Origin of the sequence: Psychrobacter sp. 1Y6 (genome assembly GCF_052258385.2) — a bacterium.
Lineage (GTDB): Bacteria > Pseudomonadota > Gammaproteobacteria > Pseudomonadales > Moraxellaceae > Psychrobacter.
On record NZ_JBQQEW020000001.1, the window covers coordinates 2,196,120 to 2,214,440 of the forward strand.

Annotated in this window: 14 protein-coding genes; 7 read left to right on the top strand and 7 right to left on the bottom strand. The window is 43.7% G+C overall.

The window, feature by feature from the left end:
- The 6 genes from ACTXGF_RS22850 to ACTXGF_RS22875 all read right to left on the bottom strand — a co-directional run bounded on the left by ACTXGF_RS22850 (position 1) and on the right by ACTXGF_RS22875 (position 5,945).
- Positions 1-438, bottom strand: a complete 438-nt coding sequence (locus ACTXGF_RS22850; RefSeq protein WP_238037384.1) for a hypothetical protein — start codon at positions 436-438, stop codon at positions 1-3.
- A 64-nt stretch (positions 439-502) separates the two neighbouring features.
- The gene (gene apbC / locus ACTXGF_RS22855) at positions 503-1,726 is read right to left on the bottom strand and encodes an iron-sulfur cluster carrier protein ApbC (RefSeq protein WP_443532598.1); all 1,224 of its coding nucleotides are present in this window, start codon (positions 1,724-1,726) and stop codon (positions 503-505) included.
- A gap of 196 nt (positions 1,727-1,922) precedes the next feature.
- The gene (locus ACTXGF_RS22860) at positions 1,923-2,723 is read right to left on the bottom strand and encodes a 3-hydroxybutyrate dehydrogenase (RefSeq protein ID WP_443532596.1); all 801 of its coding nucleotides are present in this window, start codon (positions 2,721-2,723) and stop codon (positions 1,923-1,925) included.
- Positions 2,724-2,864: 141 nt separating this feature from the next.
- A complete protein-coding gene (locus ACTXGF_RS22865; protein ID WP_443532594.1) occupies positions 2,865-3,494 on the bottom strand; it encodes a 3-oxoacid CoA-transferase subunit B in 630 nt (209 codons plus the stop codon).
- Positions 3,495-3,635: 141 nt separating this feature from the next.
- Positions 3,636-4,349: a CoA transferase subunit A gene (locus tag ACTXGF_RS22870; protein WP_443532592.1), complete on the bottom strand. Its 714-nt coding sequence runs from the start codon at positions 4,347-4,349 to the stop codon at positions 3,636-3,638.
- Positions 4,350-4,604: 255 nt separating this feature from the next.
- Positions 4,605-5,945, bottom strand: coding sequence for a short-chain fatty acid transporter (locus tag ACTXGF_RS22875; RefSeq protein ID WP_443532590.1), 1,341 nt, complete (start codon positions 5,943-5,945; stop codon positions 4,605-4,607).
- A gap of 409 nt (positions 5,946-6,354) precedes the next feature.
- On the opposite strand from ACTXGF_RS22875, the gene ACTXGF_RS22880 reads away from it, so the two are divergent.
- Together ACTXGF_RS22880 and metG are read left to right on the top strand one after the other, a co-directional pair.
- Positions 6,355-7,770, top strand: coding sequence for a GntP family permease (locus ACTXGF_RS22880; RefSeq protein ID WP_443532588.1), 1,416 nt, complete (start codon positions 6,355-6,357; stop codon positions 7,768-7,770).
- 368 nt (positions 7,771-8,138) lie between these two features.
- A complete protein-coding gene (gene metG, locus ACTXGF_RS22885) occupies positions 8,139-10,232 on the top strand; it encodes a methionine--tRNA ligase (RefSeq protein WP_443532586.1) in 2,094 nt (697 codons plus the stop codon).
- Between the two features lie 113 nt (positions 10,233-10,345).
- Here metG and ACTXGF_RS22890 read toward each other — a convergent pair whose 3' ends face one another.
- On the bottom strand, positions 10,346-10,747 hold the full coding sequence (locus tag ACTXGF_RS22890; protein WP_443532585.1) for a hypothetical protein: 402 nt from the start codon (positions 10,745-10,747) through the stop codon (positions 10,346-10,348).
- 604 nt (positions 10,748-11,351) lie between these two features.
- Here ACTXGF_RS22890 and ACTXGF_RS22895 point away from each other — a divergent pair.
- From ACTXGF_RS22895 to ACTXGF_RS22915, 5 genes are all read left to right on the top strand, one after another.
- The gene (locus ACTXGF_RS22895; RefSeq protein ID WP_102094939.1) at positions 11,352-12,401 is read left to right on the top strand and encodes an ABC transporter substrate-binding protein; all 1,050 of its coding nucleotides are present in this window, start codon (positions 11,352-11,354) and stop codon (positions 12,399-12,401) included.
- 77 nt (positions 12,402-12,478) lie between these two features.
- A complete protein-coding gene (locus tag ACTXGF_RS22900; protein WP_160020900.1) occupies positions 12,479-13,519 on the top strand; it encodes an ABC transporter substrate-binding protein in 1,041 nt (346 codons plus the stop codon).
- Positions 13,520-13,956: 437 nt separating this feature from the next.
- A complete protein-coding gene (locus ACTXGF_RS22905; RefSeq protein WP_443532583.1) occupies positions 13,957-14,856 on the top strand; it encodes an ABC transporter permease in 900 nt (299 codons plus the stop codon).
- Between the two features lie 64 nt (positions 14,857-14,920).
- A complete protein-coding gene (locus ACTXGF_RS22910; RefSeq protein ID WP_057759272.1) occupies positions 14,921-15,715 on the top strand; it encodes an ABC transporter ATP-binding protein in 795 nt (264 codons plus the stop codon).
- Positions 15,716-15,931: 216 nt separating this feature from the next.
- Positions 15,932-18,253 (top strand): FdhF/YdeP family oxidoreductase, encoded by a 2,322-nt coding sequence (locus ACTXGF_RS22915; protein WP_443532581.1) that lies wholly within the window; start codon positions 15,932-15,934, stop codon positions 18,251-18,253.
- Positions 18,254-18,321 lie beyond the last annotated feature (68 nt).

The following is an 18,321-nucleotide window of genomic DNA, read 5'->3' on the forward strand; positions in this document are numbered from 1 at the left end:
CTAGCCAAATTTTTCTAAAGGTACTATCTGTCCTTGATAGCTCACGGTGCTATGTGAAATTCTTCTTTTTGCCTGTACAGCACCCACGAAAAATGCTTCAGTTATCACCTTAACTTCAATATTGGTTAATCCATCTGCTAGTGTTTCTGTAACATTGATTGATGCAAGCGCACTTACCCATAAAAAGTGTCTTGGAAACTTTTTTAATAGCTCAGCGAGAGCCTTTGTGAATTTGTTAAAATCGGCAATTACCATTCGGCGATTGCTAAAGTCAGCATTAATCTGATAGCGTTTGCTACTGCCATCTTTATAGTAGCAAACGGCAATCAACTGATTGTTTGAGAGTTCAATGATGTATATCGGCGGGCGAAATAATCGTAAGACTCTATACTGCTTGGGAGTATTGTCTAAATGGCTTTGATAAATAGATAAGTTCAAGACATCCTCTTTTTAGACAATACATTCACTTTAAAAGTCGCCAGCTTGGGCTACTTCTCCATCATCAAAAAATCCGCTTATCATCGACAGGCTTTGCAAATTTATTAATATTGGTTTCGATATTTTTGGCAATATCTAGGTAATATTGCGCAAACTCATCATCAGCTAAGACGCTTGGCACACCTTTATCAACTTGTGCACGAATACCACTGGCAAGTGGTAGCTGACCCAATAGCGGTACCTGATATTGCTCAGCGATAAACTCACCGCCACCCGTACCAAAGATCGCTTCGGTGTGATTACAGTTGCTACAGGTATGTAGCGCCATGTTCTCAACCACCCCAAGCACAGGAATATTGGTTTTGTTAAACATCTCAACGCCTTTTTGCGCATCGAGCAAGGCAACATGCTGCGGTGTCGTGACAATGACAGCACCTGTCACTGGAATACGCTGCGCTAATGTCAGCTGTATATCACCCGTACCGGGCGGCATATCAATCACCAAGTAGTCTAGCTGCGGCCAGTTGGTTTGATTGTATAGCTGCATCAATGCGCCCGTTGCCTTCGGTCCACGCCATGCAACCGGCGTATTATCTCCATCAAGCAAACTACCGATAGAGAGCATTGCCATACCATGCGCATCAACTGGCACGAATTGCTCATTTTCCAGTTGCGGCTTCACATCGGCAACGCCTAACATCGTTGGCATACTAGGACCATAGATATCGGCATCCAGTACACCAACGCGATTGCCAAGCTTCTGTAGTGCTAAGGCGATATTGACCGTGGTGGTTGATTTACCAACACCGCCTTTACCTGATGCCACGACAATAATATGACGGATACGAGGATGCGCGGCCAATGAAGCTTGAGTAGGTGCCGCTTTTGTAATCGGCGGTTCGGCGTTAGTGCTACTAGCATTGTTATTAGCGCCAGATGAAGGCTGAGACTCCATCGCATTGGTTGTCTTTGGCATCTGCTTTGGTAAGCTCGAGCCTGAACCTTTTTCTGGCGCAGGCAGACGCACATTCATATGAATCGTAGTGATGCCATGTGGATGTAGCAACTGCCCAAGCTCCTGCTGGATAACTTCAGGATTGCTATCTTTTGGCAAACGCAGGTCTAACGTAAGTGCTTCGCCATCACGCTCAAGCCCTGTGACCATCGTGGCAATACTGACAGCACCTATCTCATATCCAAGTAGGACTTTGTCAACGGCGCTATCACGCTCTGCCTGCTGCTGAGGCGTTTCGGTTTTTGTGGTTTTTTTCTTCATAAAGTTAAACATAGCTACTATTATGGCCTATACAAGTGGGTAGATCTGGCAAATCGCTCAAGTCGTCTCATTACGTATCTCACAATCGATAGCGTTAATGAGTATATTAGCCAAACCTTCTATCGTGACAGTGTAGCTGAATTGAAGGCATAAAAAAACCACAACGCCAGTAGGTCTGACGCTGTGGTATATGCAAATTGTATATATATTAATTCATAAACCAACCATGACTGGCCACGATAGATTGTCCAGTGAATACATTGGTTGGGAAAGCCGCTAAAAATAGCGCCAATTGGGCAATGTCTTCTACTGTCGTAAACTCTTTATCTACGGTATTGACCAGCATGATATCGTTAATAACCGACTCTTCACTGATGCCTTTTTCAGCTGCTTGCTCTGGGATTTGTTTTTCTACCAGTGGCGTTTTGACAAATCCTGGGCAAATCACATGCGAGCGTACCTTATGCGCTGCACCTTCTTTGGCCAATACACGGCACAGTCCTAGTAGTCCGTGCTTCGCGGTTACATAAGGGGCTTTATATAATGAGGCCTCATGCGAATGAGCAGAGCCCATATAAATAACTGTGCCACCCTTATCACCTTCATACATGTGCTTAATCGCGGCTTTAGTTGTCAAAAAAGCGCCATCTAAATGGATGTTAAGCATTTTTTTCCAATCGCTAAACGCCATTTTATCGATTGGATCAATGATCTGAATACCAGCATTAGAAACCAAAATATCAATACTACCAAAAGTATCAACTAGTTGTTGTACACCATCGTTTACCGCCTCTTCTGAGGTAACATCCATGGCAATCGCCAGAGCACGTCCACCAGCAGATTCAATAGCATCGACGGTTTTTTGTGCCGCTTCAAGGTTGATATCAGCAATACCAACCGCTGCTCCTGCTTTTGCATAAGTCTCAGCGATGTCACGTCCGATACCACTTGCAGAGCCAGTGACCAATGCTACTTTGCCTGTCAAATCTTGTTCTAATTGGGTCGCCATACATATTCCTTATCATGGTCTAAAATATTATTAGTTTTTATAAAATTGAATTGAACAAATACGCCACTATAATCATAGTGGCGTATTTATTTGCGGGAGAAAATATATTAATCTTAGGACAGTCACTTTACTGTACAAAGTTTACTGAGTAATACTTACTGGTGTTTTTTCTTGTAGCTCGTCAAAGCTCACACCATCTGCTAACTCAACCAGTTTTAGGCCTTCATCAGTAACGTCTAATACAGCAAGCTCAGTGATGATACGATCGACCACGCCTTTACCCGTCAATGGTAGCTCACAGTTTGCCAAGATTTTTGGATCGCCGTGTTTATTAACTTGCTCCATCAATACAATCACACGCTGTACGCCTGCGACCAAATCCATCGCCCCGCCCATGCCTTTGACCATCTTTTTGGGAATCATCCAGTTAGCAAGATCGCCTTTTTCTGAGACTTCCATTGCACCCAATATTGCCAAGTTGACATGACCGCCACGAATCATCGCAAAAGACTCTGAACTGCTGAAATAACTGGAGCCTGGCGCTGCTGTGACCGTTTGCTTGCCAGCATTAATCAAGTCAGCATCAACGTTTTCTGTTGTAGGGAACTCACCAATACCTAGCAAGCCATTCTCTGATTGTAGCCATACGTCCACGCCTTCAGGAATGTAGTTGGCGACCAACGTTGGGAGACCGATGCCTAGGTTCACATAGTAGCCATCTTGTAGCTCTTTCGCAGCGCGTTGCGCCATTTGCTCTCTTGTCCATGCCATGCTGATTTCCTTATTTTTTACGATATTCTATTTTTATTCATTTAGACAGCCAGTTATTCAATCAATTGGCTGTCTAAACTGTTATCAATCTAAAATTGACTATTAATGTCACGTACGATTAAGCGTCGACCACGTTTTTATTTACGCGCCTTCTACAGCTTTAGTCGTGGTCTTTTCGATACGTTTTTCAGGGCTAGAATTCAGCACAATACGTTGCACAAAAATACCTGGCAGATGCACTTCGTCTGGATCAAACGTACCTGTTTCGACGATTTCTTCGACTTCAACGATCGTGATTTTACCGGCCATCGCGCAGTCTGGATTAAAGTTACGAGCGGTTTTATTAAAGATTAGGTTGCCCGCTTTGTCAGCTTTTTGCGCTTTAATCAAGGCGACATCCGCACGTAAAGAATGCTCTAGCACATAAGTGCGACCATCAAAATCACGCGTCTCTTTACCTTCAGCGACTAATGTACCTACGCCTGTTGCAGTATAAAACGCAGGAATACCAGCACCGCCTGAGCGCAACTTTTCAGCCAATGTTCCTTGTGGGGTCAACTCAACTTCTAACTCGCCTGCCAAATACTGGCGCTCAAACTCTTTGTTCTCGCCCACATAAGATGAAATCATTTTTTTGATTTGGCGTGTCTGTAGCAAAAGACCAAGACCGAAGTCATCGACACCAGCGTTGTTACTGATACAAGTCAGCTCTTTAACTTTGCTATCACGCAGCGCTTCGATTAATGCTTCTGGAATACCGCATAGACCGAAGCCACCTATCGCGAGCGTTTGCCCGTCACTAACGACGCCTTTTAGCGCTTCTTCGGCACTGTTATATACTTTTGACTGACTCATGCTTGTCTCCTATGACTGTTATTTATATTTTTAATCCGTGCATAATCTAATGCTGAATTAAGTGTCTCAATTATCCGTTTGATTGTTGCTTTTAATAAAACCTAACAGTGAAAATTCATCATGCTTATTTTTCTTTTGCGCGTTATAACGCCATATAGTCAATTCAATTTAAAAATAGTACAAGGCAACCGAGTGTAGATGTATATCTAATACTTCAAGCGAGGTTAACGCAGTAATATTTTTACAGTGGAATGACTATACCAATAGCCAAAACACACTCATGATAATGGCACCCGATACTGCCAGTACTATTAGGCAGTAGCCCATGATAGCGCGTGCATCCAAACCTGCGATACCCAATAATGGCAACGCCCAAAACGGCTGAATCATATTGGTCCATGCGTCACCCCACGCAATCGCCATCGCAGTAATGGCTGGACTAACACCTAGTTCGATACCAGCAGGAATCATAACAGGGCCTTGTACCGCAAACTGTCCACCGCCCGATGGTACAAAGACGTTGACCAAACCAGCACTTAAAAATGCAAAAATCGGAAAACTGTCTGCAGAAGCGGAATTGACAAAAAACTCCGTAACCTGCGTACTGATAGAGATACCATCCACATTTGCTCCCGTCATGATACCCATGATGCCGCCATAGAACGGGAACAATAGCACAATACCTGTGATGCCACCGATACCTGAGTGTACGGCACGATAATAACGCTCTAGCGTGCCATGCGATAGCAAACCTATGAACAAGAATAGCCCAATAACGATATTAAGCCCGAGGTTAAAACCGTTACTACCAAACTCGCTGATATAGTACATCAGTGCTAAGGCCAATAAGATAACAGCGATAATACGGCTATCATCTAGCTTTTGTGCAGGCGTGTCTCTTTGGGGCGCGACGTAGATCTCTTCTTTGATCAGTTTAGGATCAATAACCGTAGGGTTTTTAGGATGCATAAAGCGATTGACGAGTGGCAAAATAATGATAAGCAAACCCACTAGCAGCATGTTGTAGCCTGCAAATACCGTCTGCGACAAAGGTACCGCTTCCGTCATAGTGTTGCCTGACAACGTCAGGAGCGTATCACCGCCCGAGCTCAGCGTCAGAGGTATCGAACCTGAAAAACCGCCATGCCAAATTACAAAGCCTGAATAGGCGGCAGCGACCAATAGCGGATAGTCGACGTTAGCCACTTTTCTGGCCAGTGCCTTTGCAAAGATTGCCCCAATGATTAAACCAAAGCCCCAGTTTATCCATGAACCAACTAGCCCAACCAAGGTTGATACGATAATGGCGGTCGTAGGAGAGTGTACTCTACTAGCGAGATTGTCCAATAAGCGCTGAATAAATGGTGCGCTAGCAAATGCATAACCGGTTACTAGGACCAATGCCATTTGCATGGCAAAGCTATGCAATGACCACAGTCCATTGCCCCAGTGCCCTGCCATAGCAATCATGTCTTGGCCAGTAGTAGCCAGTCCTACAGCAAACGCGATAAGGGTCAAAACGATCGAAAATACGAATGGGGATGGTAGATAGCGATTGACTAACTGCACGCTCATATTAGTGATGGCACTAAACATATTCACATTCCTTGTAAATTTGATGTTTGGTTTTAAGAGTTGTTATTAGCGCTTTGTTGAACGCTTATCAGATTTAAGTGCGGTTATTGTGACTACGTCTGATAAAGGGCAAGCATTATATTTTACATTAGTATCAATAACAATACATTCTATCTCGCTATATCATGCGTGAAACACTTGTGCTAACTTAACATATTATTTTCGTAGCGACTAGAAAATAACCATCAGCGCATGTGAGTCAACGCTGTGCAGTAGTTAAATTGTCGAGATATTAATGGTTAGCAGTCTATAAGTCTAGATTTATGTTTGATAAAACAGACCGAATAGGCTTATTTTGATTAATTTTATTGACCTACATCGACAAGCACGGCATACTCGCTGCCTTATTTTTTTGCCAAGGAGGGCCGTCATGTTTAGTACACTTGCTATTGTCATTACCCTATTATTACTCATGTTCTTTGCTTATCGCGGTTATTCTGTGCTGATCCTAGCACCGATTATGGCGACATTAGCAGTCTTACTGTCAGGTGACTTCTTAAGCACCATTCCCGCTTATACCGATGTATTTATGGGCGCGTTAAGTGGATTCTTACTCAAATTCTTCCCGATATTCTTGCTAGGCGCACTATTTGGACGCCTAATGGCAGACTCTGGCGCAGCAACTGCCATTGCCAATACGGTTGTCGAAAAGCTCGGTGCTAGCAAAGCCATCCTTGCAGTGATTTTGGTCTGTGCTATTTTGACCTATGGCGGCGTATCATTGTTCGTTGTGGCTTTTGCTATCTATCCAATCGCCAAAGACTTGTTTAGAGCGGCAGATATTCCAAAACGTTTGATTCCAGCAGCGATTGCTTTAGGGTCATTTACGTTTACGATGACTGCACTGCCAGGCACGCCAGCCATTCAGAACGCTATTCCAATTCCTTATTACAACACCAACGTATTTGCCGCACCTATTTTGGGTATCATCGGTGGTACGATCATGTTTGTTTGTGGTTGGATGTGGCTCCAGTCGCGCGCCAGAAAAGCCAATGCAGCGGGCGAAGGTTATGGTCAGCATGACGAAGAAGATGTAGGCGGCGTTGGCGCAACGGCAAAAGAAGCTGAGGTATTAAATACTCATCATACTTCTTTTACCATTGCAATGATTCCACTCGTATTGGTCATTGGCTTGAACGCTCTATTGACCTATGTGGTTTTCCCATCGATAGATTTCAGCAGTCTACAAACTCAGTTCCCAGACTTGAATGTCGCAGGCTCCCTTGGGTTGTGGTCAATTATTATCTCGTTGGTCGTGGCTTGTGTGGTGTTAATTTTGCTGCGTATCGGACATTGGAATAACCTACAAAAAACCATTAACCGTGGTACTTATGATTCTATGTTGCCGATTTTTAATACCGCATCAGAAGTGGGTTACGGTGCAGTTATCGCCTCACTAGCAGGCTTCCTGATCATTCGTGATAGCATCCTGAACTTAAACCCTGACAACCCTCTGATCTCAGAAGCGGTCGCTATGACTACGCTTGCTGGTATCACAGGTTCATCGTCTGGCGGTTTGAGTATTGCGCTGTCGACATTGGGTGAAGACTATCTCAGAATGGCAGTCAATGCTGGCATCGACCCTGAGCTAATGCACCGCGTAGCCGTTATGGCAGCAGGTGGACTTGATACGCTTCCGCACAGTGGCGCTGTCATCACCTTGCTCGCGATTTGTGGTCTGACCCATAAGCAGTCTTATTTGAACTTGGCGATGGTTACAATGGTCATTCCATTGGTCGCTGTGGTCGCTGTAATTATTTTAGGTACGATGTTTGGTTCATTCTAAGCTAGCTTAGTCACTTAGTCACTTAGCCATTTATTATGACTAACCACTGGTATCTAAGCGAATAATGGATAAATAAAAAACCCACTTTGCATACTGCTTGGTGGGTTTTTTTATGGCTGATTGATAACCATTCTATAACTATCAGATTTAATGTAAGGCTATTATTTATGGTTAATAAATGCCTGCCAAATGAGAAGTAATTACCAAGGAATATCACAAATTTATTTGATTTACGGTATCATAGGCACACTTTTTGAATTTTTATTATTTTTAGAAGTTTTTAGCATTAACGATGTCGCATCGATGAGCGGTGAACCGCTTGAGATGTTCGATAACTAACCCGTTTATATAAAAATATAGGTGATTTTGTGCGTGAGATTCTAGTAACCAGTGCGCTGCCCTACGCCAATGGCTATATCCATTTGGGGCATCTTGTAGAGTATATTCAGACTGACATTTGGGTACGTGCGATGAAAGCGCAAGGCCATCAGGTCACCTATGTCTGCGCGGATGATGCACACGGTACGGCAATCATGCTCAAAGCAGAGGCCAATGGCGTAACGCCAGAGGAACAAATTGCCTCAGTTAAAGCCTCACACGAAGCGGATTTTTCAAAGTTCCTGATAAATTTTGATAATTATCACAGCACTCATTCAGAAGAAAACAAACAGTTCTCTGAGCTGATTTATCGTCGTCTCAATGATGCTGGTCATATCAGTACAAAAGACGTCGAGCAGTTATTTGATCCTGAAAAGCAATTATTTCTAGCGGATCGCTTTGTCAAAGGTACTTGTCCAGAGTGTGATTCACCAGACCAGTACGGCGATAACTGTGAAGTATGTGGTACCACCTACGATGCAACGGATCTAAAAGACCCGCATTCGACACTGTCTAATGCAACGCCTGTGCTCAAAACCTCTAAGCACTATTTCTTTGATTTGCCAGAGTTTGAACAGTTCCTAAAAGACTGGACGCGCAGTGACAACCGTTTGCAAACGTCAGTCGCTAATAAATTGCAAGAATGGTTTGAGGCAGGACTTGCCAGTTGGGATATCTCACGCGATGCGCCCTACTTCGGCTTCCAAATTCCAGACACCCCAAGCGATGAGCCAGACAAATACTTTTATGTGTGGCTAGATGCACCAGTTGGCTACATGGCAAGCTTTAAAAACCTATGTGATAAGCGTGTAGGCACAGACCAAGCACTTGATTTCGACCGCTACTGGGCACAAGAAAACGAGCATAAAACCGAGGTTTATCACTTCATCGGTAAAGACATTGTTTACTTCCATGCCTTGTTTTGGCCAGCCATGCTAGCTGGTAGCGAATACCGTACACCGACTGGTGTTTTTGCCCATGGCTTCTTGATGGTCAATGGCGAAAAAATGAGTAAGTCACGCGGTACTTTTATCAAGGCCGAGACGTATGCTGAGCACTTACATCCTGAATACCTGCGTTATTATTTCGCCAGTAAATTATCTGACAAAGTTGAAGACATCAACTTAGATTTAGAAGACTTTATGCAAAAGGTCAACTCTGACTTGGTTGGTAAAGTCGTCAATATCGCCAGTCGTAGTGCAGGGTTCTTGGTTAAAAAGTACGACGGCATGCTTTCAGAAGTTTGCGTCGAGTCAGAGCTGTTAGAAGACATCACCAAAACGGGCGATGAGATTGCTGCTGCTTATGAGAATCGTGAATTCTCGCGTGCTATGCGTTTAATCATGCAATGTGCGGACAAAGCCAACGAATATATCGATGCCAAAAAACCATGGTCACTAGCGAAGTTGGAAGGTACTGAGCAAGAAGTTCAAGACGTCTGCTCGGTCGCTATCAATATTTTCCGTCAATTGATGGTTTATCTTGCGCCAGTATTACCTGAACTGACTAATAATGCTAAAGAGTTTTTGAACCTTGATGATTTAAGTTTTGCCAGTCGTAATGAGTGGTTACTAGGTCATAAAATCAATAAATTCAAACCACTGATGCAACGTATCGAAGAAAAATATATTGAAGCAATGGTAGAAGATTCTAAAGCATCCTTAACTCAAGCAGACGCTCCTGCTGCGACTGAAAGTAGCAAGCCTGCCGCAAAAGACAAAGCATCTGCAAAAGATGTGGATGATGAACAAACTGACTATATTGGTATTGAAGACTTTGCCAAAGTTGAGATGAAAGTCGCACACGTTTTAGAGTGTAATCATGTAGAAGGTGCTGATAAGCTACTACAGTTCACGCTAGATGTTGGCGAAGACAAACCACGCAACGTGTTTAGCGGTATTCGCAAGTTTTATGAGCCTGAGCAATTGATTAATAAGAAAGTCATTTGCGTGACCAACCTTGCCCCGCGCAAGATGAAATTTGGCGTATCAGAAGGCATGGTATTGTCAACTGGCGAGCCAAAGACCGGCTTAACCGTCGTTACCTTACCGGATGCTTGTGTTGTTGGTGACGTGCTGGCATAACGGTTATTTTTAGGATTAAGAAATAAAAAAAGATGCCCTAAGTGGCATCTTTTTTTATTTCTTATTTAGCAAATGACTAAAAACCAAGCCTGATACTTGTCTGCTCAAAATACTTATCTACTCAAAATATCGATAATCTGCAACGTATCATTAATCACTGTCACAATGTTATTTTCTGGCGTACGAATACGAACGTAACGATCATCATAACGGTCTAAAACGACAGAGCGATCATAATCCCTTCTATCAATCTTGCCGACTACTCTATAACCGTATCTATCAAGATCACGCTTGAACGAAGCATTCGGGCTAGCATTGCGATAAGCGTTGATACTTGGATGGGCATTGCCACTATGCTTATAGTTTTTACTGATATGGGCAGAGTTACCTTTGCTATCACCATGTCCATTACCGTGCCCGTTTCCATGACCATCTTTTGCCATAGCAGGCAATCCAATCAAAGAAGTAGCAGTGATACCAGCGATGGTTAATAATTTAAGATTAGCAGTGTTCATAATATTATCCTTAAAATAGTCATTCGAAAAATTTAGATAAACTATAAGGTCTATTTTGTATTCACTATGGCAGCACAATGTCACCAAAATGACTGGATTATCTTTAGACTTATCATGTTTCTCGTATGAAAATTAGCTTACGTTAATTATGAAGTGAGTACGTAATAGATGCGTTGCTAGGCTGTAAGATTTTTGCATATGGTTTGAGCAAACAAAAGTACCCTAGTGGCATCCTTTATATTTAGATCTACATAAGAGCTTCAATGCATTACGCGTCTTGATAAGATAAAAAGAAGTGATGATTTTTTTATTATCCATCACCATGACCGCTACACATTAATTTCTTATTGCGATAACTTACATTACTGTCATAATATGAACATAATAATCGATGGAACGATTACTTTATTTAATTGTTAGCCTGCTATCTCAGCATCAACATAGCATTGACTTGGCTAATCTGCATTCTTCAATATCATGGTAAAAAACCAAAGTACACCAGACAGATGAGCAAAATCACTACTATATAAATTAGTAGGCTCAGTCAGTCTAGCCGTATCTACTTGGTTTTTGGGATTGATATAACCTATGAGTTAACCTAATAATGACTATCGCTTCTACTCTACGCTTAAGCCTATATGGCGTTGCTCTTAGTGCCATTAGCACACTTGGACTAATCGGCTGCTCAAACTCCTCTACCGAGACCGCAGCGACTGCTGAAAATAGCACGGCTACAGACAAACCTGCCAAATCAATTGCCATTACTCAAATCGTTGAGCATCCATCACTAGATGATATGCGCCGCGGTATTATTGATGAATTAGCAGATAACGGCTATGTCGAAGGTCAAAACCTAACTGTTAACTTTCAAAGTGCGCAAGGGAATACAGCGACTGCGGGACAGATTGCCAAGCAATTTGCAGGAGACAATCCTGATGCGATCGTAGCAATATCAACGCCTTCTGCGCAGTCAGTGGTAGCCGCGACCACCACTATCCCTATTATCTACACTGCTGTGTCAGATCCGCTAGGTGCCAAGCTCATCACAGCCGATGGCAAGCCTTTTCAAAGCAATTTGACTGGACTATCAAGCCAGCTGCCATTAGAGCCGCAATTGGATTTGTTACAGCAGATAAAGCCTGACTTAAAGACCATCGGTTATGTCTATAGCCCAGGTGAGGCAAACTCAGTGTCATTGCGTGAAAACCTAAAACAAGCTCTGCCAGCACGAGGTCTGTCACTATTAGACATTCCTGCCAATCGTCCAACGGATATCGGTATGGCGACGCGCAGTTTGCAAGGACGTGCAGATATCATCTACACCTCATTTGACAACAATGTTGCCTCTGCCTTTGAGGCCATGACCCAAGCAGCAAATGAGCTCAAGTTACCGATTATCGCATCTGATGAATTCAGTGTAAAACGCGGCGCGACTGCTGCGCTTGGTGTTAATGACTATGATTTTGGTCGTACTACTGGCAAGATGGTATATCGCGTGTTAAATGGCGAAGCGGTCAATACTATCAAACCTGAAGTCATGAATGACCTGACCTTATATGTCAGTCCTAAGCACGCCAAAACACAAGGTGTCAGTTTGCCAGCAGAGTTACTAAAAAACGCCATCAATGTTGATATTGATGCCGAAACCAAATAAAAAGTAGTAAGCTATCTATTAGCTCGTCAATTATTTATATAGTGTACGGACACACTATTATTTTAGGAGTAAGACCCATGTTGTCTCAAAATCGTTTTGGTCGTTTTAATTTCGGTAAGGCTTTATTATTAGGCGGTGTATGTACGGCTATCTTGACTGGTTGTAACCAATCAGCGCAAGATGATGGCTCCACTGATGCTGCCGCTAGTGGTGATGCAGCGACAGCTATGAAAACCGTTGCTATTACCGCTATCGTCGAACATCCAGCGCTTGATGATGTACGTAAAGGTGTCATCGATGAGCTAAACGAAGCAGGCTTCAAGGACGGTGAAAACCTAACCGTTAACTTCCAAAGCGCACAAGGAAACACTGCTACTGCTGGTCAGATTGCTAAGCAATTTGTCGCTGATGCGCCCGATGTTATCGTCGCTATTGCAACACCATCTGCTCAATCTGTTGCCGCTTCTACTAGCAGCATTCCATTGGTATTCTCAGCAGTTACTGACCCAGTAGCAGCAAAACTGGTACCTAAGCTAGATGGATCTGGCACCAACGTTACAGGCGCATCAGATGCCCTACCGTATGAGCCACAGATTGATTTGATGCGTCAAATCATTCCATCATTAAAGAACGTCGGTTATGTCTATAGCCCAGGTGAAGTCAACTCAACGATTATCTTAAAAAATCTAAAAGAGAAGTTAACACCACTCGGTATCAATGTATTAGAAGCGCCTGCACAGCGTAGTAACGACATCGCGATGGCAGCCCGTAGTCTCGAAGGTAAGGTCGATATGATCTACACTTCAACTGACAACAACGTGGTATCAGCGTACGAATCACTTTATCAAATCGCCAAACAAAGTAAGATTCCTTTAATTGCCTCAGACACTAGCTCAGTTGAGCGCGGTGCCGTTGCTGCTCTAGGCGTGAACTACTATGAGCTTGGCCGTGAAACTGGTAAAATTGTCGTACGTATCTTAAACGGTGAAAAAGCAGGTGCTATCCCTGTTTACACTCCACAAGCGCTTGATCTATACGTCAGTCCAAAACACGCTAAAGAAGAAGGCATCACGTTGCCACAAGCGGTTATCGATAAAGCAAAAGAAGTGGTAGAATAACGCACCTTTGTATTTGGCTCAAAATAGCAGGTATAAATAAGATAGCGACACTACTTAATACTGTGTTGTATACCTTAAAATATACGGCTAATGACTAAATAAGAAACCCAGCTATGAGTCATTAGGCTGGGCTTCTTGTCTAAACAGAGTCTTTTTTGCAAGCGTGTTTAATAGTGCTGTATTTGTCTGGCCATTTATCTGATACTTCTTAAGTAGAGAATAGGTCTATTGATTGCAGTGCATTGAACCATCGCTTCAAACCAAGGTAGCTTATGATCGCTGTTAATCGTGATATGTTTTGGTTTACCCTAACCGCAGATTGCTTAATCTGTTAAATTCACCGCTTAGCTGTTTAGCAGGTAGATGATTTTGGCAATTGCCATTTACTTATCTTGGTACCATACGCTAGACACTTGGTTATGACTTACTGATCTCTTATGTCTTTAATTGCTTTTTTTGGTGCGCTTGAAAGTGGTCTAATTTATGGCCTAGTAGCACTCGGTGTGCTTATCTCATTTCGTACGCTCGACTTCCCTGATTTGACCGCTGACGGTAGTTTTCCGTTAGGTGGCGCAGTCGCTGGTATTTCTATCATCGCTGGTATCAACCCATGGTTGGCCTGTACTTTTGGGATGTTAGCAGGTTCAGTCGCTGGTATCGTCACTGCATGGTTGCATGTCAAACTTGGCATTTTGCAACTGCTTGCCAGTATCTTGGTCATGGTTGCCTTATATTCTGTCAATCTACGCATCATGGGCGCGCCAAACCTACCCCTCCTTGGCGAAACCACAGTGTTTAGCACCTTGGTGACTGATGGTAATGGTTATTGGATGCGCTGCCTGATTATCGGTGTCGTTGTCGCAGCTGCCATGTTATTTTTGAACTGGTTCTATAGCACTGAGACAGGTCTGTCGATGCGTGCTACTGGCTCAAACCTAAGAATGGCACAGGCCCAAGGTATCAATACCTCGTGGATGACCATCATCGGTATGGCGATTTCTAATGGTTTGATTGCCTTAGCGGGAGCACTATTTGTCCAGACTCAGGGTGGCGCAGATATCTCGATTGGTATCGGTACAATCGTTATCGGTCTAGCAGCGGTCATCATCGGTGAGACAATCATTCCTGCCAAGCGTATTTGGCTGATTACCTTTGCCGTTGTTGTCGGTGCGGTATTGTATAAACTGTTTATTCAGGTCGCACTATCAAGCGATACGCTACGTAGCATCGGCTTTGGTCCACAGGATTTGAACTTGATTACCGCATTGCTCGTGGTACTAGCCTTGGTATTGCCAAAAGCGAAAACCAAGTTTTTATCACGCAAGGTTCGCGCCTAATGACAGTCAAAGCAGGTATTTATAATACTTGCTACGCTTGAAGAGACAATAAGGAATAACGATTATGATGCAAGCCACCGATTTACGGTTGACCTTTAACCCAGGCACGCCTATCGAAAACCCTGCCCTACGTGGTATCAGTTTGAATATCGCTGATGGTGAATTTGTTACTGTCATTGGTACCAATGGCGCAGGTAAATCTACTTTTTTGAACGCAGTAAGCGGTACGACGCGTGTCGATAGTGGCTCAATCTTGCTAAATGGCATTGATGTGACCAAAAAGTCTGCTCATCAACGTGCGCATTGGGTTGCTCGTGTCTTTCAGGATCCGATGGCCGGTACTTGTGAAGCGCTAACGATCGAAGAAAATATGGCTTTGGCCTATAAACGCGGCGGTAATCGCGGTCTTAAGTTTGCACTGAATCAAAACAACCGCGATTTGTTCCGAGAAAAACTATCCGTTTTAAAATTAGGTTTAGAAAATCGTCTAACCGATCGTATGGGTCTGCTCTCTGGTGGTCAACGTCAAGCAGTAAGTCTGCTAATGGCATCATTGCAGCCCTCTAAGATTTTGCTACTTGATGAGCATACTGCAGCTCTCGATCCAAAGACTGCGGCGTTTGTCTTAGAATTGACTGATAAGATTGTCACGGACAATAAGCTGACTACGATGATGGTTACCCACTCTATGCAACAAGCCTTAGCACATGGTACACGCACCGTTATGCTGCATCAGGGTCAAGTCGTATTAGATGTAGCTGGTGACATTCGTAAAGGTATGACTGTACATGATCTACTTGATATGTTCGAGCAAACACGTGGCGAAAAAGTTGAAGATGACAGCCTGATTTTGAGCTAAGTTTTTGAGCTAATACTGTCCATGACTTACGACTTATAAATTTGTACCTGTCGGATATAATCATTTCCGATGACTTCAAAGACCTTCAAGAGAATTGATTTTTCTTGGAGGTTTTTTGTTATCTATAGTTAATGATCATATGAACTTTTCACTGACCATTATATAGTTGTCGTCTATCAAAGCTTCGCTGTTGTCACTTACTATATGAGGTCTGTCATGCGCAAAATTCCTATCTACTCCCACCCTGCCGCTGGTTGGCCTGCGCTGATCTCCTCTACCCAAAAGCTAATGGACTATAAGACATTTTTGCGCGGCGGTATAAGTGTATTTAAAAGCAATCAGCCGCAAGGCGGATTTGACTGTCCAGGCTGTGCATGGCCTGATCATAAGTCACACAAAGCTATCGATGTTTGCGAGAACGGTATTAAAGTCATTGCCAGTGAGACCATGACCCACAAATCAGATGCCGAGTTTTTCGCAAGGCATACCGTCACTGAGCTACAGAGCTGGACTGGTTACGAGCTTGAACATAGTGGTCGTTTATCAGAGCCAATGTATTACGATGCGGCGCAAGATCGCTATGTTCCTATTCCTTGGGAAGCCGCTTATAGCATAATTGCTGAGCAGTTCGGACAGCTTGACTCACCTGATGAGGCGCTATTTTATACGTCAGGTCGTGTGACCAATGAGCCTGCCTTCTTATTTCAGTTATTTGTACGCTGCTTTGGTACCAATAATTTGCCTGATTGCTCAAACATGTGTCACGAACCAACCTCAGTAATGCTAAGCAGACAGCTAGGTATTGGTAAAGCGACGGTCATGCTAGAAGATTTCGAGCAGGCCAAGCTGATATTAATGTTTGGGCAAAACCCAGCGACTAACCATCCACGTATGCTAGAGATGCTCGCCCATGCGCATGAGCAAGGCTGTCGAATCATCTCAATCAACCCGATGCGTGAGCAAGGCCTGAGTAAGTTTAGAAATCCGCAAAAACCAACACACATGGCAGCTGGTCAAAGCGCTGACATGGTTGACGATGTCATTCAAATTCAAATCGGCGGTGATGCAGCGCTATTGACTGGCATTGCCAAGTGGTTAATTGAAAACGATAAAATCAATCATGATTTTATTACCACTCATACTTCAGGATTTGAACCTCTAAAACAGTGGCTAACAGAGCAATCATGGTCAGATATCACACTTGGCTGCGGTATTTCTCAGACAGATATTATCAATCTCGCTGAGCTAGTGTCTGATAGTCCAGCAACGATTTGCACTTGGGGCATGGGCATTACCCAGCATGTGCAGGGCGATGACAATGTCGCGATGATTACCAACCTATTATTATTAATGGGCATGATTGGCATCGATGGCGCCGGTGCATCTCCAGTACGTGGACACTCCAACGTACAGGGTGATCGCACCATGGGTATCCATGAACGCCCTAGCAAAAGCTTACTAGACAGTTTAGAGCATGTATTTGAGCACCCTATGCCGCAAGAGCATGGCTACGATGTCGTCACAGGTGCCAAAGCCCTTATCGCTGGCAAATTAAAAGTCTTTATGGGCATGGGTGGTAACTACGCAGTGGCTGCCCCTGATACCAGCGCCATTGAGCAAGCCTTAACCACTACTCAGCTTAATATATTTGTCGGTACTAAGCTCAATGAGACCATGCTATACCCCGGTGCAAATAATTTGATCCTGCCTTGCTTAGGCCGTACCGAGCGTATTGTCACAACAAAGGGTGAGCAATTTGCCACTATCGAAGACTCCATGTGTCAGATCGTACCCACTCAGGGCAAACTCAAACCTGTTAGCGACACTTTAAAATCTGAAGCGCAAATCGTAGCGGATATCGCGACTCATGTACTCGGCGCCGACACGTCTATTCCTTGGCTGGCGATGAGTGAAGACTTCAATATTATCCGGGACTATATCGCTCAAGCTATTAATGGATTTGAAGACTTTAATCAACGTATTCGCACCTCTGAGCGTGGCTTTCATTTGTATCATGCAGCGCGTCATCGTGTATGGAATACCGAGAGCGGCAAAGCCCAGTTTGAAGTGCCACAATATCCGATTACTTTTGTCGCTGCACAAATGGCAGCTGCAAATGATATCGATGACCATGCAGATACAGCACAAAAGGTTTGGCAATTGACTAGTGTCCGTAGCCACGATCAATTCAACACTATGATTTTTGGGTTTAAAGACCGCTATCGTCAAACGGATCGCCGTGATGTACTGTTCATGCATCCAGATGAAATAAGCCGTTTGGGTTGGCAAAAAGGTGACCGTGTTATGGTCACTCGCCAGCGTGCTAAAGATAGCCTAGAGCAACCGCGCGTATTAGGCCCATTGGTATTGAGCGAGATGGATATTGCCTCTAACGCTGTTGCCGCTTACTATCCTGAATGCAATGACCTCTTTGATTTGGAGACACATGCGCCAGACTCTCATATCCCAGCTTACAAATCGACCACTGTCGTTTTAGAGCGCGTAGAAGCAAATACGTCGATCACTACGCCTGCGTAAATCATACTGCGAAGAGCCAATGAGAATGAAAATTTCATTGGCTCTACCTCTAGATGACCATAAGCACA